This is a genomic window from Ruegeria sp. BB7, assembly GCF_056539365.1.
In genome coordinates, this window is sequence record NZ_JBQFUV010000002.1 from 157,520 (window position 1) to 175,915 (window position 18,396).

The 18,396-nt window shown below is 57.9% G+C and carries 21 protein-coding genes; 17 read left to right on the forward strand and 4 right to left on the reverse strand.

The features are described 5' to 3' along the window. Positions 1-18: 18 nt before the first annotated feature. Entirely contained in the window at positions 19-372 is a 354-nt protein-coding gene (gene rpsF, locus ACR0D7_RS05835; protein WP_170382745.1) for a 30S ribosomal protein S6, read from the reverse strand. A 294-nt stretch (positions 373-666) separates the two neighbouring features. Here rpsF and ACR0D7_RS05840 point away from each other — a divergent pair, with 294 nt between their 5' ends. Further along, positions 667-1,185 carry a hypothetical protein gene (locus tag ACR0D7_RS05840; RefSeq protein WP_480678138.1) on the forward strand — a complete coding sequence of 173 codons (519 nt, stop codon included), beginning with the start codon at positions 667-669 and terminating at the stop codon, positions 1,183-1,185. 126 nt (positions 1,186-1,311) lie between these two features. Further along, positions 1,312-1,902 (forward strand): YceI family protein, encoded by a 591-nt coding sequence (locus ACR0D7_RS05845; RefSeq protein WP_480678139.1) that lies wholly within the window; start codon positions 1,312-1,314, stop codon positions 1,900-1,902. On the opposite strand, the gene ACR0D7_RS05850 is transcribed toward ACR0D7_RS05845, so the two are convergent. After that, complete coding sequence (locus ACR0D7_RS05850; RefSeq protein WP_480678140.1) at positions 1,877-2,167, reverse strand: hypothetical protein; 291 nt, start codon at positions 2,165-2,167, stop codon at positions 1,877-1,879. The genes ACR0D7_RS05845 and ACR0D7_RS05850 overlap by 26 nt on opposite strands. 29 nt (positions 2,168-2,196) lie before the next feature. Between ACR0D7_RS05850 and ACR0D7_RS05855 the strand changes: the two genes are divergently transcribed. After that, the gene (locus tag ACR0D7_RS05855) at positions 2,197-2,781 is read left to right on the forward strand and encodes a YceI family protein (protein ID WP_480678142.1); all 585 of its coding nucleotides are present in this window, start codon (positions 2,197-2,199) and stop codon (positions 2,779-2,781) included. Between the two features lie 59 nt (positions 2,782-2,840). Here the strand turns inward: ACR0D7_RS05855 and ACR0D7_RS05860 are convergent, their stop codons facing one another. Next, the gene (locus ACR0D7_RS05860) at positions 2,841-4,067 is read right to left on the reverse strand and encodes a cytochrome b/b6 domain-containing protein (protein WP_480678143.1); all 1,227 of its coding nucleotides are present in this window, start codon (positions 4,065-4,067) and stop codon (positions 2,841-2,843) included. Between the two features lie 170 nt (positions 4,068-4,237). On the opposite strand from ACR0D7_RS05860, the gene fabD reads away from it, so the two are divergent. The 8 genes from fabD (at position 4,238) to mltG (ending at position 10,565) form a co-directional block, all read left to right on the forward strand. Beyond that, a complete protein-coding gene (fabD, locus tag ACR0D7_RS05865) occupies positions 4,238-5,176 on the forward strand; it encodes an ACP S-malonyltransferase (RefSeq protein WP_480678144.1) in 939 nt (312 codons plus the stop codon). A gap of 40 nt (positions 5,177-5,216) precedes the next feature. After that, a complete protein-coding gene (gene fabG, locus ACR0D7_RS05870) occupies positions 5,217-5,954 on the forward strand; it encodes a 3-oxoacyl-[acyl-carrier-protein] reductase (RefSeq protein WP_170382756.1) in 738 nt (245 codons plus the stop codon). A 12-nt stretch (positions 5,955-5,966) separates the two neighbouring features. Continuing rightward, positions 5,967-6,152, forward strand: a complete 186-nt coding sequence (locus ACR0D7_RS05875) for a hypothetical protein (RefSeq protein ID WP_480678145.1) — start codon at positions 5,967-5,969, stop codon at positions 6,150-6,152. A 9-nt stretch (positions 6,153-6,161) separates the two neighbouring features. After that, positions 6,162-6,395, forward strand: coding sequence for an acyl carrier protein (locus tag ACR0D7_RS05880; RefSeq protein WP_008756330.1), 234 nt, complete (start codon positions 6,162-6,164; stop codon positions 6,393-6,395). Positions 6,396-6,534: 139 nt separating this feature from the next. Beyond that, positions 6,535-7,074: a GNAT family N-acetyltransferase gene (locus ACR0D7_RS05885; RefSeq protein WP_480678146.1), complete on the forward strand. Its 540-nt coding sequence runs from the start codon at positions 6,535-6,537 to the stop codon at positions 7,072-7,074. Positions 7,075-7,192: 118 nt separating this feature from the next. Beyond that, positions 7,193-7,936, forward strand: coding sequence for a 1-(5-phosphoribosyl)-5-[(5-phosphoribosylamino)methylideneamino]imidazole-4-carboxamide isomerase (locus tag ACR0D7_RS05890; protein ID WP_170382759.1), 744 nt, complete (start codon positions 7,193-7,195; stop codon positions 7,934-7,936). A 202-nt stretch (positions 7,937-8,138) separates the two neighbouring features. Beyond that, positions 8,139-9,404: a beta-ketoacyl-ACP synthase II gene (gene fabF / locus ACR0D7_RS05895; protein ID WP_480678147.1), complete on the forward strand. Its 1,266-nt coding sequence runs from the start codon at positions 8,139-8,141 to the stop codon at positions 9,402-9,404. Further along, the gene (gene mltG, locus ACR0D7_RS05900) at positions 9,405-10,565 is read left to right on the forward strand and encodes an endolytic transglycosylase MltG (protein WP_480678148.1); all 1,161 of its coding nucleotides are present in this window, start codon (positions 9,405-9,407) and stop codon (positions 10,563-10,565) included. 36 nt (positions 10,566-10,601) lie between these two features. Here the strand turns inward: mltG and ACR0D7_RS05905 are convergent, their stop codons facing one another. Next, the gene (locus tag ACR0D7_RS05905; protein WP_480678149.1) at positions 10,602-11,858 is read right to left on the reverse strand and encodes a DEAD/DEAH box helicase; all 1,257 of its coding nucleotides are present in this window, start codon (positions 11,856-11,858) and stop codon (positions 10,602-10,604) included. Between the two features lie 894 nt (positions 11,859-12,752). Between ACR0D7_RS05905 and ACR0D7_RS05910 the strand changes: the two genes are divergently transcribed. The 6 genes from ACR0D7_RS05910 (at position 12,753) to ACR0D7_RS05935 (ending at position 18,229) form a co-directional block, all read left to right on the forward strand. Beyond that, on the forward strand, positions 12,753-14,096 hold the full coding sequence (locus ACR0D7_RS05910; protein WP_480678535.1) for a DNA-packaging protein: 1,344 nt from the start codon (positions 12,753-12,755) through the stop codon (positions 14,094-14,096). A 539-nt stretch (positions 14,097-14,635) separates the two neighbouring features. Continuing rightward, positions 14,636-14,872, forward strand: coding sequence for a hypothetical protein (locus ACR0D7_RS05915; RefSeq protein WP_480678150.1), 237 nt, complete (start codon positions 14,636-14,638; stop codon positions 14,870-14,872). A gap of 198 nt (positions 14,873-15,070) precedes the next feature. Further along, positions 15,071-16,231, forward strand: coding sequence for a phage portal protein (locus ACR0D7_RS05920; protein ID WP_480678151.1), 1,161 nt, complete (start codon positions 15,071-15,073; stop codon positions 16,229-16,231). Continuing rightward, positions 16,224-16,442: a GTA head formation protein, RCAP_rcc01685 family gene (locus ACR0D7_RS05925; RefSeq protein ID WP_480678152.1), complete on the forward strand. Its 219-nt coding sequence runs from the start codon at positions 16,224-16,226 to the stop codon at positions 16,440-16,442. The genes ACR0D7_RS05920 and ACR0D7_RS05925 overlap by 8 nt, the downstream gene beginning before the upstream one ends. A 26-nt stretch (positions 16,443-16,468) precedes the next feature. After that, on the forward strand, positions 16,469-17,014 hold the full coding sequence (locus ACR0D7_RS05930; RefSeq protein ID WP_480678153.1) for an HK97 family phage prohead protease: 546 nt from the start codon (positions 16,469-16,471) through the stop codon (positions 17,012-17,014). Positions 17,015-17,050: 36 nt separating this feature from the next. Next, entirely contained in the window at positions 17,051-18,229 is a 1,179-nt protein-coding gene (locus tag ACR0D7_RS05935; RefSeq protein ID WP_480678154.1) for a phage major capsid protein, read from the forward strand. Positions 18,230-18,396 lie beyond the last annotated feature (167 nt).

Consider the following 18,396-nt stretch of genomic DNA (forward strand, 5'->3'; position numbering starts at 1 on the left):
CCTTTCGTCAGGCGTTGATCAGCGGCGCTCGCGGCGGCCTTCGCGCTCATCGCGCTTCTGCATCTGGACCGAGGGGCCCTCGGCATGCTCGTCGACCTTGATGGTCAGAACGCGCATGACGTCTTCATGCAGGCGCATCAGGCGTTCCATTTCCTGAACGGCACCAGCGGGGGCGTCGGTCTTCAGGAAGGCATAGTGGCCTTTGCGGTTTTTGTTGATCTTGTAGGCCATCGTCTTGACGCCCCAGTACTCGCTGTCGACGACGTTGCCGCCATTGTCAGCCAGAACGGTGCCGAAATGTTCGACGAGGCTTTCTGCCTGCGCGTTGGACAGGTCCTGACGCGCGATCATTACATGCTCATACAGTGGCATGTGCACTCCTGTTTATATCAAGGCGCATTTCATAGGCGGGGCCATCTGGTCCTTCGCGACCCTGCCACGAGAGGCTGCGCGATTCACGTGATTTGCGAAGGATGGCCCCATATACACGTTTCAGCGGGGGGGGCAAGACCCGCTCCGACGCCTTGGCATCGTCGCGCTATTAACAACCAATTAACATTGGCTTGCCCAATTCCTGACGCTTTTCGGCTCAAAGTTGTTTTCCATACCGGGGACGATCCGAACCGACGGAACCCAGAACGGCAACCTGAAAACAGGGCGAGAGATATGAGTGTCATGAATACGAATGCATTCGGAGAAACTGCGACCAACACGGGCTATGAGAAATCTGTACCTGTCTTAATCGCTTTCGCGCCAAACTGGAAAGTTCGGATGATACTCGCTCGGGTGGTAGGTGCCTTTCTGGTCATGATGGCCTTCTCCATGTGGTTGGTGCCTGGCTCGGCAATGGCCGCCGAGGTATGGCCGATCAAGCTTGCTTCGTCGCTGCTGTTTCTGCTGGTCGGTGTCAGCTTGCTGACCGTTCAGGTGCTGGATGCCCGCCCGGACGCTTACTTTGATCCCATTCGCCAAGAAGTTCGGGTTTTGCAAAAGAACGAGAATGGCCGCCCTCAAACGGTTCTGCGTCGCAGCTATGATACATTGGGCGGAGCACGTTTCGCAGATGATCAGGTCGAACTGTTCGATGTTGATGGCAGCCTGCTGATGAAACTGCCGCTGCAATCGGCCGACGTTAGCCGGGCCCTCAAGGGGCAACTTAGCGGAAGTGTAACAATCTTCGCCTAGAAATTATTCTGTTCATCTGGGAACAGATGCTGTGAGTGATTACAGGTTGCGTGCTGCCCTTGGGCAGCACATCTTCGTTTATGTGCATCCAAATAGGTTTGCGCCCTTCATTTTGCGGAGATTGTTATGAAAACCAACTTATTTGCCACCACGATGTTCGCCGCCGCGGCAATGGCTTCATCAGCATTTGCAGAAACCTGGAAAGTGGATCCGGGTCACACTGAAGTTCGGGTGTACTACTCTCACGCCGGGTTTTCGCGGCAATCCATCGAGTTTGGAACCGTTGAAGGTGAGCTGGAATTTACCGAAGGCGCCGTTGCGGATGCAAAAGCCAACTTCAGCATTCCGGTAAGCAGCGTTGTAACGGGGAACGATCAGTTTAATTCGGACATAGTGGGCGAGGCTTTGTTCAACGAAGCGAACTTCCCAGTTGTTCAATTCGTTTCGACTTCGGTAGAACAGACAGGTGACAACACGCTCAATGTCGTTGGTGATCTGACAATCAAGGATGTTTCGAAACCGGCAACTTTCGAAGTGACCGTCAATGGATACGGTGAACATCCGGTTGGGCAGTTCTTCGATTACTACAAGGGCCAGTGGTTGGGCATCTCAGCGACCACCAAGATCAAGGCCTCGGATTGGGAAATGGGCGCATTCTTCCCGCCAAACGGCGACGAGCTGGAAATCGTCATCAATGCGGAACTGAAGGCTCAGTAATCGATTGAAACACGCGCTTCTTCGGGCGGTGCGCTTCGACGGCTAATAAGCGAGTTTGGTGAACGCTGACGGCAGGTTTTTGAAAGAAGTCTGCTGGAGTCGGCGGATGTCTGCCGAGTATTTTCGCCCAAATGAGCCAAAGATCAGCAATGATTGCCCAAAAGCATTTCTGTTCAAAAAAGAACAGAGATTGTGAGTCAGTTGGACTTGTGTGCTGCTGTTGCACAGCACATTTACTTACGAGCAACCCAACCGGATTGCTCATAAACATACTCAAATAAAACGGAGATTGTCATGAAATCCACCCTTCTTGCTGCTGCTCTTGCTGTGTCGGCGACGTCGGCATTTGCCAGCGCCGAGAAATACGTTCTGGACCCCAGCCACAGCCAAGTTGTCTTTAGCTACAACCATCTGGGCTATTCGACCACAACCGGCATGTTCTCGGGCTTTGAGGGCGAGATCATGTTCGATCAGGACGACCCTGCCGCGTCCAGCGTGACCGTCTCGATCCCGGTTGTAGAAATGATCACAGGTTGGAAGCCGCGCGAAGACCATTTTATGACCGAGGATTTCTTTGGTGCCGACGAAGGTGATCTGGTGACTTTCACGTCGACGGCCATCGAGGTGACAGGCGAAAACACCGCCAATATCACCGGTGATCTGACCATGAACGGTGTGACCAAATCGGTTGTTCTGGACGCAACGCTGAATCAGGTGGGCGATCACCCGATGGCGAACAAGCCATGGGCCGGGTTCGACGCGACCACAACGCTGGTCCGCAGCGATTTCGATCTGGGCCAGTTCGCACCCTTTGTTAGCGATGAGGTCGAAATTCGGATTTCGATCGAAGCACAGAAGGCTGAAGGCGTAGGCGGCTAATCAAGCAAAGTCCTACTATCTGAAATGAAACCGTCGGGGCAGCCCCCGGCGGTTTTTTTTTATTCCTGACGCTCAGCTGTCAGATCGACTGATACTACGACACCAAAGCCTAGGGATTCCTCGGTTGGCTGGGAGATGCCGACATCGTAATCCATTCGGTTCAGCTCCAGCTGGCCGGATACGGTGGCGGTATTGCCCTGTATGTCCAGAGCAAATGGCAGAACCACGTCCAAGGACTTGTCGCGAATGGTCAGTGGGCCACGTGCCTCGTATCCGGAGTCGGTTTTATAGATGTCGGCTTTGAATTTGGCTGTCGGGAACTGGGCGCTGTCAAAGAAATCTGCACCCAATGCCTGACCCGTGACAGTTCCAATAGTCAGAGATGGGATGGTTATCGTGACGTCAACCGTACCAGCCAACCCTGGTTCAGATGGATCTTCGAAAGCGATTGCGGCAGTCCAATCTGCAAAGCCGCCGGTCACCGGATTACCCAACTGAGTTATGGTGATGGACAGGGTGCCGTCCTGAATTTGCCAGCCCGACTGTACCTCTGTCAGTTCGGCCGTATCGGTTGCAGCGGCAGAGTGGTCCGAGAAGACACCGTTGGACCAGCCAACAGCCAGCACCGCGCCCCAAATCGCTAAGGCGGCCAAAGCAGGGACAGCGGAATGGTGCTGATCAGGAGGGTGCGGGGCATCGAACTGTCCCGGCAGCATCCGCCGCAAGGTGCTGTCTTTGTCGATTACGTGATGTTTGAGCGCTCCGGCGATGTGCAGCAGCAATGAGCCAGCAAGAACCATGATAAACAGCCAATGCAAACCAGCCGTGACCTCGGCCAGATAGGGTGATTTGGGCACGAAGGGCAGGTTCTGCCCGAATGGCCACAGAATTGGTGCAAACCCTTCCGAGGCTGCATGATGGATCCAACCGGTCAGTGGCACCAAAATCAGTGAGGCATAAAGCATCCAGTGCACGGTTTCGGCCGCGAAAGCCTCGGGCTTGTTGTCTGCGTTCAGAAGGCCGGGTTTGGTTTGCGTCATGGCCCAAAGGATTCGAGCAAGGGCGACGAAAAACACAGTGACACCCACAGTCTTGTGGGCGGTGAAAAGCCGCGCGGCCCAGATGATATCAGCTTCGGTAGTTGCGATGTTGGGGTCATAGATGGCATGAGCCAACTGATTGGCGAACCAACCCAGCGGCAGGGCAGTGAATATTAGCAGGGCTGTGAGCCAGTGAAAGGTTTTGGTCACGCTGCCATAGCTGGAAAACGTATTGGTCGAGGGCATCATTTGCTCCGAGATGGGGTGGCTGGGATCAAGTTAAGGCTATGGGATCAGGACGCAATAGCGAGACACGCACAGTCACAGTGCCAAAGTGCAGAGGTCAGGCAAAGCTTGTGCCGAGCGGTCACACGGTTTACACCCCGCCGCAACCTAACGTCATCCAAGAGGTCGCAATGACACGCGCATTTGTTTTTCCGGGGCAGGGCGCCCAAACCATCGGAATGGGCAAGGCTCTGGCCGAGGCTTACCCGGCAGCTCAGGCTGTTTTCGACGAGGTCGACGAGGCGCTGGGTGAAAAGCTGAGCAGCCTGATCTGGGAAGGTGATATTGCGGAACTGACGCTGACGCAGAACGCGCAGCCAGCGCTGATGGCGACCTCGATCGCCGCAATGCGCGCGCTGGAGGCCGAGGGCGCCTCAGTGACCGACGCAGCGTTTGTTGCTGGACATTCGCTGGGTGAGTATTCGGCACTGGCGGCAGCTGGCGCACTTTCTGTTGCCGATACGGCCCGTTTGCTGCGCACTCGTGGTCTGGCGATGCAAAGCGCCGTGCCGGTAGGTGAAGGTGCGATGGCTGCAATTCTGGGCCTTGATCTGGATGCTGTCCGTGCTGTCGCCGAAGAGGCCGCGCAGGGCGAGGTCTGTCAGGCGGCGAATGACAACGACCCGACGCAGGTTGTGGTGTCGGGTGCCAAGGCCGCCGTGGAACGCGCGGCTGAGATTGCAAAGGAAAAGGGCGCCAAGCGCGCGGTAATGCTGCCGGTGAGTGCTCCGTTCCATTGTGCGCTGATGCAGCCCGCGGCTGATGTGATGGCCGAAGCTTTGGCGGCCGTGGAGATCAAGGCGCCTGCCGTGCCGCTGGTTGCCAACGTGCGCGCCGAAGCGGTCAGTGACCCGGACCTGATCCATCAGTTGCTGGTCGAGCAGGTTACAGGCTCGGTCCGCTGGCGCGAAAGCGTGCAGTACATGGCAGCGCAGGGTGTGACCGAGACATGGGAGATCGGCGCAGGCAAGGCATTGTCTGGCATGATCCGTAAGATCAATCGTGACATCGCGGGCAAAGCCGTTGGCGCGCCGGATGATGTTCAAAAGGTCCTTCAGGCCGAATCGTAAGTTAATAAAGTCCCAATGGACATACCAAGAGGGAAACCGAATGTTTGATTTGACAGGTAAAAACGCGCTGATCACCGGTGCTTCGGGCGGTATCGGGGGTGATATCGCGCGTGCTTTGCACGGCGCGGGGGCCACTGTTGGCCTGTCCGGTACGCGGGTTGAGCCGCTGCAGGCATTGGCGGATGAACTGGGTGAGCGCGTTCATGTGCTGCCTTGCAACCTGGGCGATGCCGAAGCAGTTGCTGCGCTGCCGAAGCAGGCGGCGGATGCGATGGGCTCGGTTGATATTCTGGTCAACAACGCGGGTATTACGCGGGACAATCTGTTCATGCGCATGTCGGACGAGGAATGGCAGAGCGTCATCGACGTGAACCTGACCGCCACCGCCAAGCTGTGCAAAGGCGTGCTGCGAGGAATGATGAAGGCGCGTTGGGGCCGGATCATCAACATCTCGTCCGTGGTTGGTGCGACCGGCAACCCGGGTCAGGTTAACTATGCCGCGTCCAAGGCGGGTATGGTCGGAATGACCAAATCGCTGGCCTATGAGGTCGCAAGCCGCGGAATCACGGCCAACGCGGTGGCCCCCGGTTTCATCACAACTGCGATGACAGACAAGCTGACCGACGATCAGAAGTCAGGTATTCTGGGGCAGGTTCCCGCCGGTCGCATGGGCGATCCGTCGGAAATTGCTGCGGCAGTTCTGTACCTTGCAAGCCCCGAGGCAGGATATGTCACAGGAACAACCTTGCATGTGAATGGCGGTATGGCCATGTTGTGAGCGCACACCGAAGTGGACGCGAAAGCGTTTGCCTCGGGCGTTGTCTGTGCTATAGGCGGCGCATGTATGCAGGGGTCGACCGATTGGTCGGCCTTCTACTTTCCCGGTCTTCCGGGACCCAACCGCCCGACCGGGCAAATCAAAGCCAGCCTGAGCGGGCAAGGGCTGAACCGGGCATTACGCCCTGAAACGGAATGAGGAATAGACATGAGCGACGTCGCAGATCGCGTTAAAAAGATCGTTGTTGAGCACCTGGGTGTTGAAGAAGACAAAGTGGCTGAAAACGCTTCCTTCATCGACGATCTGGGCGCAGACAGCCTGGACACCGTTGAGCTGGTTATGGCCTTCGAAGAAGAGTTCGGCATCGAAATCCCCGATGATGCAGCCGAAACCATCCAGACCTTTGGCGACGCCGTCAAATTCATCTCTGAAGCTTCCTAAGAGCTTCGAACCCTTTAAAGCGGCGCTTCCGGGCAACGGAGGTGCCGTTTTTTTTGTCCGCTGTAAATTCATCCTTGCTTGAAGCTTTGTTGCTAACCACAGTTTGAAGTGAGGCAATTTTTTTCCGAGCGGGCAGGGCATGATACGATCCACCCCGACGATAAACACAGCACGCTTGATGCTTAGCGCCATGCGGCCAGAAGATTTCAATCGGTTCGCCGAGATTTGGCGCAACCCCTGTATCGTGCGGCATATCGGAGGCAAGCCACGTTCGCGCGGTGAGGCGTGGGATTCCTTCCTTAGAAACGCCGGACATTGGCATATGGCTGGATTCGGACAATGGGCGGTTTTACAGCAATCGAATCGGCTGATGATCGGGCAAGCCGGTTTTTTTTATGGCAACCGTTCCATGGGCGAGGATTTTGACAGCTTCCCCGAGGCGGGTTGGATTCTGGTTCCCGAGGCGCAGGGGCAGGGACTGGGGCTTGAGGCCGCGCAGGCCGCGCATGACTGGTTTGACCGCATCATGCCCGGCCCGTTGGTAGCCATGGTAAATTCAGCCAATGCGGTCTCGCAAAAACTGGCCAAGAAGTTGGGCTATGTGGCAATGCGCGAAAGTGAATACAACGGCTCTCAGGTTGTGTTGCTGCGCCGGAACGGGCCGCCGAAACACATGTAGTCTCAATATGCGTCGATGCCGCAAATTGTCCTTAGTTTGCCGAAACTGGTAAATCCAGCTTTAGCCCGGCGTATATGGTACACTGGATTGCCATGTGATTGAGCGGAGGAACGGGCTCATGAGGATTTACCCCACTATGGAACTGCAGAACGGCCGGTGCGTTACACTGGATAAGGGCCGTCTGGACAACGCCATGATTTGGCATGTGGACCCAGTGGAAACGGCGCGCGGTTGGTCGGCCGCCGGGGCCGAATGGATGCAGTTGACGGATTTCGACGCTATCGAAGGTCGGGATACCAATGCCGAATTGGTCGAAGAGATCATTCGTACGGCAGAAATGCCGGTGCAGTTGGCCGGAGGGATGCGCACACGCGAACAGGTTGAACACTGGATCGACAAAGGCGCAGGGCGGATCGTGATCGGTACTTTGGCTGCGTGGGACCCCCATCTTGTCAAGGAACTGGCCAAGCTCTACCCGGATCAGATTGTTCTGGCTGTTGACGTGTGGCAGGGCTTTGTCATGACCGAAGGCTGGCGCAGTCAAAGTGCTTTTACACCCGAAGCCTTTATCGAAGCTTTCGCTGACACCCCGTTTGCGGCCATCGTGGTCACGGATATCGACAGCGATATGGAAGACGTCGAAGCGCAACTGGGCCTGATCTCGGGGCTGGCCGAAAAATCCCGCACGCCGATAATCGCAAGCGGTGTTGTACGCACGGCCGACGATATTTCTCGGTTGGCTTATATTCACAATATTTCGGGCGCTATTGTTGGCCGGGCCTTGTTCCGCAAATCGATCAGCCTGGCCGAGGCGCTTGAGGTTGCTCAAACGGCGCACGAACCGGTGGCGCAGTTCCAGTAACGCGACTGACATTGGACACCGCCTGTTGCCCGTCGCGGCGGCAGGCGGTTTTTCTTTTTGTATGGTTTGGGGGTACAACGCGGTGCATTCGTTTTGCTTTTGGCAGGATGATGCCGGAAGGGAATACGTCGTGGCTCTTGCCCCCGGCCCCCTGGCCGGGGTATGAGCGGTTCTCAAACAGGAAGCAGGCAAGAGGCATTTCATGCGCAGAGTCGTTGTAACCGGTCTGGGATTGGTCACTCCGTTGGCCAGTGGGGTCGAAGAAACCTGGTCGCGGCTGCTGGACGGAGAATCCGGTGCGGGCCCGATCACTCAGTTCGATGCTGAGGCAAGCGGGGTCACCACGACCTATGCCTGCGAAGTGCCGCGTGGTGATGGCACTGACGGAACGTTTAACCCCGACGATTGGATGCCGCCGAAAGAGCAGCGTAAAATCGAAGATTTCATTCTGTATTCCATCGCGGCTGCCGAGATGGCCTGTAAGGATGCCGATTGGCTGCCCGAAGACGAAGACGCACGTCTACGCACCGGGGTCCTGATCGGTTCGGGCATTGGTGGTCTGGGATCCATTGCGAACACGGCCAACCTGATCCGCGACAAAGGTCCGCGCCGGGTGTCGCCGTTCTTTATTCCGGGTGCGCTGATCAATCTGGCCTCAGGGCAGGTTTCGATCCGTCATGGATTCAAAGGACCGAACCACTCGGTCGTGACGGCCTGTTCGACAGGTGCACACGCCATTGGTGACGCCAGCCGTATCATCCGTGCGGGTGACGCGGATGTCATGGTTGCAGGTGGTGGCGAGGGTTGCATCTGTGAGATTGGTATTGCGGGCTTCAATGCGTGCAAGGCGCTTTCGACCAAATATACTGACGATCCGAAAAAAGCCAGCCGCCCCTACGACATTGACCGTGACGGATTCGTCATGGGCGAGGGTGCAGGTATCGTCGTTCTGGAAGAATACGAGCATGCTAAAGCGCGCGGCGCGAAGATTTACGCCGAAGTCTTGGGCTACGGCATGTCTGGCGATGCCTATCACATCACGGCACCGTCCGAGGACGGTGATGGTGCGGAACGTTCGATGAAGGCCGCGCTGCGCAGTGCTGGGCTAGAGCCGAAGGATCTGGATTACATCAACGCGCATGGCACCTCGACCATGGCTGATACGATCGAGTTGGGTGCTGTGGAGCGTCTGCTGGGTGAACACGCAAGCAACGCGACCATGACCTCGACCAAGTCGGCCACTGGTCACCTGCTGGGAGCCGCTGGCGCGATTGAGGCGATCTTTTCGATCCTCGCGATCCGCGATCAGGTGGCGCCGCCGACGATCAACCTGGACAACCCGGCAGTTGAAACACCAATTGACCTTGCGCCCAATGCAAAGCGTGAGCGTGAAATCAACGTGGCCCTGTCGAACTCGTTCGGATTTGGTGGCACCAACGCAAGCGTGATCTTCGGAAAGGTCAGCTAAATGTGGCGGGCTTTGGCATCGAATGCGCTGACCATCCTGGTGGTCGGCTTATTCTTGGTTGGCGGTCTGATCCTTTGGGGCCAGTCACAGTACAAGTCCGAAGGCCCGCTGGAAACCGCCATGTGCCTGCAGGTAAAACGCGGTTCAAACATGACTGTGGTCAGTCAAAAGCTTGAGGATGACGGCGCCATCAGAAGTGCGCTGATCTTTCGGCTGGCCGCAGATTATTCGGACAAGGCCCAGCAGTTGAAAGCAGGCAGCTTTCTCGTGCGCGAAGGCGCGTCGATGGAGCAGATCATCGACGACATTACTCGGAGCGGAGCTAGCACCTGTGGGTCCGAGATCGAATATCGGATCGGTGTGACACGTGTTCAGACGCGTGTACGTGAACTTGATCCATCGACGCTGGAATTCGTTGAGATTACCAGTTTTGAAGCTTCTGAAGAGGAAGCTCCCTCTGAATATATTGAAAAGCGGCAAGACTCCGACACGCGGTATCGGGTTTCGGTAGCTGAGGGTGTTACTTCGTGGCAGGTAGCCGAAGCACTGAAGGGGATCGATGTTCTGACCGGTGACGTAACCGAGATTCCTGCCGAAGGCATGTTGGCTCCGGACAGCTATGAAGTGACGCCGGGAGATAACCGAACTGCAGTGCTGCAAGATATGCAGGATAAACAGCAGCTTCGGATCAATGCGGTTTGGGAAAGCCGAGAGGGCGGTCTGCCGATCAGCAGCCCCGAAGAGATGCTTATTCTTGCTTCGATCATTGAAAAAGAAACCGGTGTTCCGCGTGAACGTGGACAGGTGGCCAGTGTCTTTGTGAACCGACTGGAACGGGGCATGAAGCTGCAGACGGACCCGACCGTGATCTATGGGGTCACCAAGGGGCAAGGTGTATTGGGCCGTGGTCTGCGCCGTAGCGAATTGCGCAGGGCGACACCCTGGAATACCTACGTGATTGATGGGCTTCCGCCGACACCGATTGCCAATCCCGGTTTGGCCAGCCTTGAGGCTGCCGTGGCTCCGGACGAAACTGATTTCGTGTTCTTTGTGGCAGATGGCACCGGCGGCCATGCCTTTGCGGAAACTCTGGATGAGCACAATCGCAACGTTGCCAAATGGCGCGAGATCGAGGCTGAGCGAAACAGTTCAAGCAACTAAGAAAAGGGCCGCGTACAAAACGCGGCCCTTTTTTTATTAAGCAGCGGGACGCCTGCGAGGGCGACGACGCTTGGCTGATGAGGGCTTTTGGGTTGAATTGGCACCATGGGGTTTGCGTCCCCGGAATCCACCCCGTTTCTGCGGTCTCTTCGGTTCAGCAAACTCGGGCATCGTTCCGCTGGCGATCGGAATTTCGATCTTCATGAGCCTCTGAATCTGGCGCAACTGGTCCAATTCATCTGGCGCGCAGAAGGCAATTCCTTCACCTTCACGTCCGGCACGGGCGGTACGGCCAATCCGGTGGACATAGTTGTCGGGAACCTCGGGCAGGTCATAATTGATCACAAAGGTTACACCTGGAATGTCGATGCCGCGTGCTGCGACGTCGGTGGCAACCAATACGTTGATCTCACCGGCCCGGAACGCTTTGATCGCACGGTCGCGTTGACCTTGGCTTTTATTTCCGTGAATCGAGGCTGCGTTAAAGCCATCGGCCACGAGCCCCTTCATTAGCTTTTCCGCCCCGTGCTTGGTGCGGGCAAAGACCAGCGTCAGTGCATTCATGTCTGCCGAGAGGATTTCGCGCAGTTTCCCCGGCTTTTCTGCCCGACTTAGGAAATGCACAGACTGCGTGATTTTATCCGCCGCTTTACCCGGAGGTGAAACCTGCACACGCTGCGGGTTGTTCAGGTAAGATTGGCTGAGTTCCTCCATCAGTTTCGGCATCGTCGCCGAGAACAGCATGGTTTGGCGCGGTGTGCCCAGCGCGGGTTCAATTTTGCGCAGGGCATGGATAAAGCCCATGTCCAGCATCTGGTCGGCCTCGTCCAGCACGAGATGACGGACGGAACTGAGGTCAACGGCGCCACGTTCCATCAGGTCGATCAGTCGGCCTGGTGTTGCGACCAGAATGTCGGTGCCGCGCGACAGGAATGAGATCTGTTTGCCGATGGATTGTCCGCCAACCACAGTGGCCACGCGCAGCTTCGTCTTTTTAGTCAGGTCGCGAAGGCTTTCAGCAATCTGGTTCACCAACTCGCGGGTGGGGGCGAGGATCAACGCCTTAACTGTTTTGGGGGCAGGTTTGCCCGGTTGGACCAAAAGGTGGTCAATCAGCGGTAGGCCAAAGGCCAGCGTCTTACCGGTGCCAGTCTGCGCCAGCCCGAGAATATCGCGGCCTTGCAGGGCCAGCGGAATCGCCTGGTTCTGGATCGGGGTGGGTTGGGTGAAGTTGGCGCGCTGCAGCGCGTCATTCAAAGCCGGAGCAAGGCCCAGCATGTCGAAGTCGAACACGTAATAATCCTTTGTAATCCGAGACTGTTAATCAGCCACGGACAAGAGTGTCAGGCCACGCAAATTGCGCGACCGGCAGGGGTTAGGCGAAGCCTCGGATAACACAGGCGAATCCTGTAACGTCCGGCTGTCGCATCAAGAACCCTGCGTGAAGGGGAACTGGAGGTTGTAGTGGCGCTGTAGGGGCCGGGGTTTCGGCCGCCGATGCTCACGCGTCAGCGCTGTCTTGTGGGGCACATGAGGGTTGTTGGCGAAATTGTCAAGCTTTGGTTCCTTTTTCAGTTTTTTGGGGTTGGCCGAGAACCGATGCTTTCAGGTGATCGGACCCATTTTCTAGTTCTTCGTGGAGTTTGGCATGCTTGCGCCGCCAATGGCTAAGGTGCGTCGTCGAATGCTATTAAGTCGACGTTTGATAGGCGCGTAGATCAGAATTTCTTACTTGAGCGCACGCCAAGTGTTGCGCCATGTGTTGCGTAAGTTATTGACATTGCGATCATAATCACCTATAGGTTGAGTCATGCTAGAGGAAGTGGGCAACGGCCCCGGGGCGACCCGGTGGCCGTTTTTCGTTTCTCTCGTGCGGAGAAAACTCACGCATGAGGTCACAGGCAAACATGACTTTGATTACCCCGGAAGAGCGGATTTCCCAAACGGCTGACTTGTTGCAGTCGCTTGAGCGATCCATTCGCGATTTGCGCCAGACAGCGGAAGAACTGCGCAGGCAGATCGGCGCCGGGGAGGATGCAGACCTTGCCGGAACAGGCAAGCAACTTGGGCAGTTAGAGGGGCTGATCCGAAGTTGTCAGAAAGTGGAGACAAGCTTTGTCGAACAACATCACAGACAAGCCGGAATTGCCCAAGGAGGGTACGCACTCGACCTTGAGCGCGCTCGATTTGAAATTGGGTGCAGGTTGGCTCGCCTCCGCCGATGCTGCGGTTCGGGAGAGATTTCTGAGTGAGATCGGAGAGGGGGGGCTGTGTGCCCTCCCTTTCTTGTTCGAGTTCTGGGCGCTGCCGCATCAATTGCCGCCCGAAGGCGACTGGCGGTCCTGGGTGATCATGGGCGGGCGTGGGGCCGGTAAGACGAGGGCCGGGGCCGAATGGGTGCGGTCGATGGTGGAGGGACCGAAGCCGTTGGATCGGGGTGAGGCTTGTCGGGTGGCACTGGTTGGTGAGACTTTTGATCAGGTGCGCGATGTGATGATATTTGGCGACAGCGGCATTTTGCAGTGCTCGCCGCCGGATCGACGGCCTTTGTGGAAGGCCTCGGAGCGAAAACTGGTCTGGCCGAACGGGGCCGAGGCACAAGCGTTCTCGGCGCATGATCCTGAGGGGCTGCGTGGCCCTCAGTTCGATGCGGCCTGGGTGGATGAACTGGCCAAGTGGAAGAAGGCGGGCGAGACTTGGGATATGTTGCAATTTGCGCTACGGCTGGGGGAAAGGCCTCGGGTCTGTGTGACCACGACGCCGCGCAATGTGAAGGTTCTGAAGGATTTGTTGGCGTCTCCGTCCACGGTGCAGACCCATGCGCCGACCGAGGCAAACCGGGCCAATCTGGCGGACTCGTTTCTGGAGGAGGTGCGCGCACGTTATGCTGGCACGCGGCTGGGGCGGCAGGAGCTGGACGGGGTGCTGCTGTCCGATGCTGAGGGGGCGTTGTGGACGGGTTCGATGCTGGAGGCGGCGCGGTGCGCGCAGGTGCCCGCGTTGGATCGCATCGTGGTGGCGCTGGACCCGGCGGTGACGGCGGGGGCGGATGCGGATGCCTGCGGGATTGTGGTTGTGGGGGCTCAGGTGCAAGGGCCGCCCGAGGTGTGGCGCGCCTATGTGCTGGCTGACCGGACGGTGCAGGGCGTTGGCCCTGCGGGTTGGGCGCAGGCGGCGATTGACGCGATGGATGAGTTTGGGGCCGAACGGCTGGTGGCCGAGGTCAATCAGGGCGGGCAACTGGTGGAAGAGGTGGTGCGACAGGTGGACCCTCTGGTGCCTTATCGGGCGGTGCGGGCGTCACGCGGCAAGGTCGCGCGGGCGGAGCCTGTGGCGGCGTTGTATGAGCAGGGACGGGTGAGCCACGTGGCCGGGCTGGATGCGCTGGAGGAGCAGATGTGCCAGATGACCGCGCGCGGGTTCGAGGGGCAGGGCTCACCCGACCGGGTCGACGCGCTGGTCTGGGCGCTGCATGAGTTGGTCGTGGGGCCAGCGGGGGCGTATCGGCGGCCTAGGGTGCGGGCGTTGTGAAGTATTTTAGCTTCCGCCAGCGGGCTTGGCCTTCTGGTGGACAGGTCGGTTGGAATGTTGACCAGGCAGACGGATGCAGCTAGCGATAAAGCTCATATGTACAGAGCAATTATCATTGAGGAATTGTACCGAAGTGTCTAAAATTAAAAGTGTTATTTTATTTGTTGGACTTGTAGCGCAGGCGGGATGTGTCGAAACCACACCCGACGAGAATTTTGTACCGTCAAAACAATCTCTGACCACTTTTGGCCCCTACGAGGTTCGGCAGCACTCGGACCAACCGCTGACCACGCGTGTGAGAAGTGCGTTTGACAAGGCCGTGAGTCAAGGAGACGGAGCGTTTGGAGCGTTTTACATTCGACCGGATGGTGGCTCTTGGGCAGTAGTGACAGGTCGCTATTCGGAGCTTGATGCAAAACGAATGGCGAAGATTGACTGTGATATCGTGTCTCGACAGACTTGTATCCTCTACGCTACGTTTGTTCCTCAAAAAAAAAAAACCTACGGCATATACAATACCCAACGCGCACAAAAGTGCGTTGACCAAGGCAAAACGAGATACAGTGCCGGGTAACTACCTAGCGATTGCAAGCAACCCAGCAGGCTACACAGGATTTGGCGTCAACTATTCCTCACAAATAGAAGCAGAAAACAGTGCAATGAAAGCTTGTGTTGAGGCGACCCAAACAGGTTTGGCAAACGAAGCGGCTCGATTTAAAACAGCCTACGAGGCAGCCGGATTGTTGGGATGTAAAATTTTCGGTGTTTATCGGTAGCCACCTTTGGCAACTAGTCATTCTTATCGGCATAGAGCACTAATTACCCGTCTGAAGCCGCGATTGATCTGGGTCGAGCAAAAGGGACTAGATTACCCGTTGCCCAACCCCCGTACGCCCCATTCCCAAGCCCTAAACTTCTTTCCGTCATAACTCCTTTCAACAAGCCGGGCAGAGCGGCGGCAGAAAGGAGCACAGATGGTATTCGATTTCTTGCGTCGTGGATCGGCTGAGGCAGCGCCCGAGGCGAAGGCGAGCGCGGCGGGGCCTGTGGTGGCGTGGCAGACGGGTGGGCGCGTGGCGTGGAGCCCCAGGGACGCGGTGTCGTTGACGCGGACGGGGTTTTCGGGGAACCCGGTGGGGTTCCGCTCGGTCAAGCTGATTGCCGAGGCGGCGGCGGCTTTGCCGTTGGTTTTGCAGGATCAGGCGCAGCGGTTTGATACTCATCCCATCCTGTCGCTGATGCGCCGTCCGAATGCGGCGCAGGGGCGGGCGGAGTTGATGGAGGCTCTGTTTGGGCAGTTGCTGCTGTCGGGCAATGCTTATGTTGAGGCGGTACAGGCTGACGAGGGGCTGCCGATTGAGCTGCATGTGTTGCGCTCGGATCGGATGAGCGTTGTGCCGGGGGCGGATGGCTGGCCCAAGGCGTATGATTATGCGGTCGGTGGCAAGAAGCACCGGTTTGCGGCGGAAAATATATGTCATATCAAATCGTTCCATCCTCAGGACGATCATTATGGGTTCTCGCCGATGCAGGCGGCGGCGATGGCGATTGATGTGCACAACAGCGCGTCACGGTGGTCGAAATCGCTGTTGGATAATGCGGCGCGGCCTTCGGGGGCACTGGTGTGGAAAGGTGATGGCCACGGGGTGATGGCCGAGGATCAGTTTCGTCGGCTCTCAGATGAAATCGAGCAGAATTATCGCGGGGCGCGGAATGCCGGGCGACCGATGGTTCTGGAAGGGGGGCTGGATTGGAAGCCGATGGGCTTTTCGCCCTCGGATATGGAGTTTCAAAAGACCAAGGAAGCCGCCGCCCGCGAGATCGCGCTGGCCTTTGGAGTCCCGCCGATGCTGCTTGGGATTCAGGGTGATGCGACCTATTCGAACTATCAGGAGGCCAACCGGGCGTTTTATCGCCTTACCGTGCTGCCCCTGGTGACGCGGGTGGCGGCGGCGGTGTCCGAGTGGTTGTCGGCATATACCGGTGAGGATCTGGTTTTGAAACCTGATCTGGATCAGGTGCCGGCGTTGTCGGCGGAACGCGATGCCCAGTGGGCGCGGGTCAATGGGGCCGATTTCCTGACCGATGCCGAGAAGCGCGCGCTTCTGGGGCTGCCGGAGCGAGCGGATGTCTGAGGGGTATCCCCCGTTTGAGTGCGCGCCGGGCCTGCGTCTGGCCGCGCATGAAAGGGTGGCCGAGATTCAGCAGGCGCATTTGTGCAAACGGCTGGATCAGATCGAAGAGATGATGGAACGGCTGGAGAAGCGCTTGTGGCTGACCGTGTATGGTGTGGCGGCAGTGATCCTGGCGCAGGCGTTTCAGTCATTCCTTGTGGTAACGCCATAATGTCAGTGTGTTACATGGAGAAGTTCATGGATTTGGAACATAAATTCGCGCGGTTTGGGGACGGCTTGTCGGTGACCGAGGATGCGGTGATCGAAGGCTATGCCAGCCTGTTCGGGCAGGTTGATCAGGGCAGCGATGTGGTGCAGCGCGGGGCGTATCGCGGTTCGCTTGAGGGGCTCAAGGCCGCTGGTCAGCGTGTCAAGATGCTGTGGCAGCACGACCCGGCGCAGCCCATCGGCGTCTGGGATGAGGTGCGTGAAGATGACCATGGCCTGTGGGTCAGGGGGCGTCTGCTGGAGGCTACGCAAAAGGGCCGTGAGGCGGCCGAATTGATCCGGGCGGGGGCGATGGATGGCTTGTCGATTGGCTATCGCACCAAGCGGGCCGTGAAGAATGACAAGGGCCAGCGGGTCCTGACCGAACTGGAGCTGTGGGAGGTGTCTTTGGTGACCTTTCCAATGCTGCCCAGTGCGCGGGTGGCGGCGAAGGGGAGCGACCCCGAGGCCGAGAACACCTGGCGCAGTATTGCCGAGGTGTTCAACGACGCCCGGCAGGAGCTGGCGCGGATCTAGCGCGCCTCAATACCCACCCAAAGACAGGACATGCTGATGAGCAAGACCGAGACTCCGGCCTTGACCGGAGAGGGTGCGCCCCTGGTTCAGGAGGTGAAGCGGGCGATGGCTGGCTTCGTGAATGAATTCAAGGGCCTTAAGGCCGAAGTTAAAACCCAACTGCAACAGACAGAAGAGCGACTGACCATGCTGGATCGTAAATCAACCATCGCGGCGCGCCCGCACCTTGCGGCCTCGATCGAAGACGGCGCACCGCATCAGAAGGCTTTTGACGCATATGTGCGTTCGGGCGAGGATGACGGCCTGCGCGGGCTTGAGATGGAGTCGAAATCGCTGTCCAGCGCGGTCAACAGCGATGGCGGTTATCTGGTCGACCCGCAAACCGCCGAGATCATCAAATCGGTGCTGAAATCCACCGCGTCGATCCGCTCGATTGCATCGGTTGTGAATGTCGAGGCGAACTCGTTCGACGTGCTGATCGACCACACTGATGTGGGCGCGGGGTGGGCGGACGAGGCTTCGGCCGCTGCTGAAACTGCCACCCCATCGATTGACCGTATCTCGATCGCGCTGCATGAGCTGAGCGCGCTACCGAAAGCCTCGCAGCGTCTGCTGGACGATAGTGCGTTTGACGTCGAGGGCTGGTTGGCCGGTCGGATCGCCGACAAGTTTGCTCGTGCTGAGGCTTCGGCCTTTATCAGCGGCGATGGTGTCGACAAGCCTAAGGGTATTCTGGATCACGCCAAGGTCGACAACGATGTCTGGACCTGGGGTAACATTGGCTATGTGCCGACAGGGATCGACGGCGGTGTCGATGCGGATGCAATTGTCGATGCGGTCTATGCTCTGGGGGCGCAGTACCGCGTCAATGGTACCTTCGTGATGAACTCGAAAACCGCGGGTCTGATCCGCAAGCTGAAGGACAGCGATGGCCGCTTTCTTTGGTCGGATGGTCTGGCCGCTGGCGAGCCTGCGCGTCTGATGGGCTATCCGGTGCTGATCGCCGAGGATATGCCGGATGCGGCGTCCGACAGTTTCTCAATCGCTTTTGGTGACTTCCAGGCCGGGTACACTATCGCTGAACGTCCCGATCTGCGCGTCCTGTGCGACCCATTCAGCGCCAAGCCGCATGTTCTGTTCTACGCGACCAAGCGCGTGGGCGGCGACGTCAGCGACTTTGCTGCAATCAAGCTGGTGAAATTCAGCACTGCCTAAGCGGTGACGAATCCGGAGGGCGGGGAAACCAGCCCTTCGGGCGGCGGGTACGGGTCGGGGTGAGATTCCCGCGTTGTCTAGCTGCTCCCCTCCGTCCGAGCAACGTGGGGCGGCGCGTGCCCGTCATTTTCCAAGAACGTGGCCCCGGAGGGGTCCGAGATTGCGGA

Coding starts and splice junctions, on each gene's coding strand:
- fabG (WP_170382756.1), top strand. CDS start 5,217: ATGTTTGATTTGACAGGTAAAAACGCGCTGATCACCGGTGCTTCGGGC.
- fabD (WP_480678144.1), top strand. CDS start 4,238: ATGACACGCGCATTTGTTTTTCCGGGGCAGGGCGCCCAAACCATCGGA.
- ACR0D7_RS05930 (WP_480678153.1), top strand. CDS start 16,469: ATGGATTTGGAACATAAATTCGCGCGGTTTGGGGACGGCTTGTCGGTG.
- mltG (WP_480678148.1), top strand. CDS start 9,405: ATGTGGCGGGCTTTGGCATCGAATGCGCTGACCATCCTGGTGGTCGGC.
- ACR0D7_RS05860 (WP_480678143.1), bottom strand. CDS start 4,067: ATGCCCTCGACCAATACGTTTTCCAGCTATGGCAGCGTGACCAAAACC.
- ACR0D7_RS05920 (WP_480678151.1), top strand. CDS start 15,071: ATGGTATTCGATTTCTTGCGTCGTGGATCGGCTGAGGCAGCGCCCGAG.
- ACR0D7_RS05925 (WP_480678152.1), top strand. CDS start 16,224: ATGTCTGAGGGGTATCCCCCGTTTGAGTGCGCGCCGGGCCTGCGTCTG.
- rpsF (WP_170382745.1), bottom strand. CDS start 372: ATGCCACTGTATGAGCATGTAATGATCGCGCGTCAGGACCTGTCCAAC.
- ACR0D7_RS05840 (WP_480678138.1), top strand. CDS start 667: ATGAGTGTCATGAATACGAATGCATTCGGAGAAACTGCGACCAACACG.
- ACR0D7_RS05850 (WP_480678140.1), bottom strand. CDS start 2,167: ATGAGCAATCCGGTTGGGTTGCTCGTAAGTAAATGTGCTGTGCAACAG.
- ACR0D7_RS05845 (WP_480678139.1), top strand. CDS start 1,312: ATGAAAACCAACTTATTTGCCACCACGATGTTCGCCGCCGCGGCAATG.
- ACR0D7_RS05885 (WP_480678146.1), top strand. CDS start 6,535: ATGATACGATCCACCCCGACGATAAACACAGCACGCTTGATGCTTAGC.
- ACR0D7_RS05855 (WP_480678142.1), top strand. CDS start 2,197: ATGAAATCCACCCTTCTTGCTGCTGCTCTTGCTGTGTCGGCGACGTCG.
- fabF (WP_480678147.1), top strand. CDS start 8,139: ATGCGCAGAGTCGTTGTAACCGGTCTGGGATTGGTCACTCCGTTGGCC.
- ACR0D7_RS05890 (WP_170382759.1), top strand. CDS start 7,193: ATGAGGATTTACCCCACTATGGAACTGCAGAACGGCCGGTGCGTTACA.
- ACR0D7_RS05880 (WP_008756330.1), top strand. CDS start 6,162: ATGAGCGACGTCGCAGATCGCGTTAAAAAGATCGTTGTTGAGCACCTG.
- ACR0D7_RS05935 (WP_480678154.1), top strand. CDS start 17,051: ATGAGCAAGACCGAGACTCCGGCCTTGACCGGAGAGGGTGCGCCCCTG.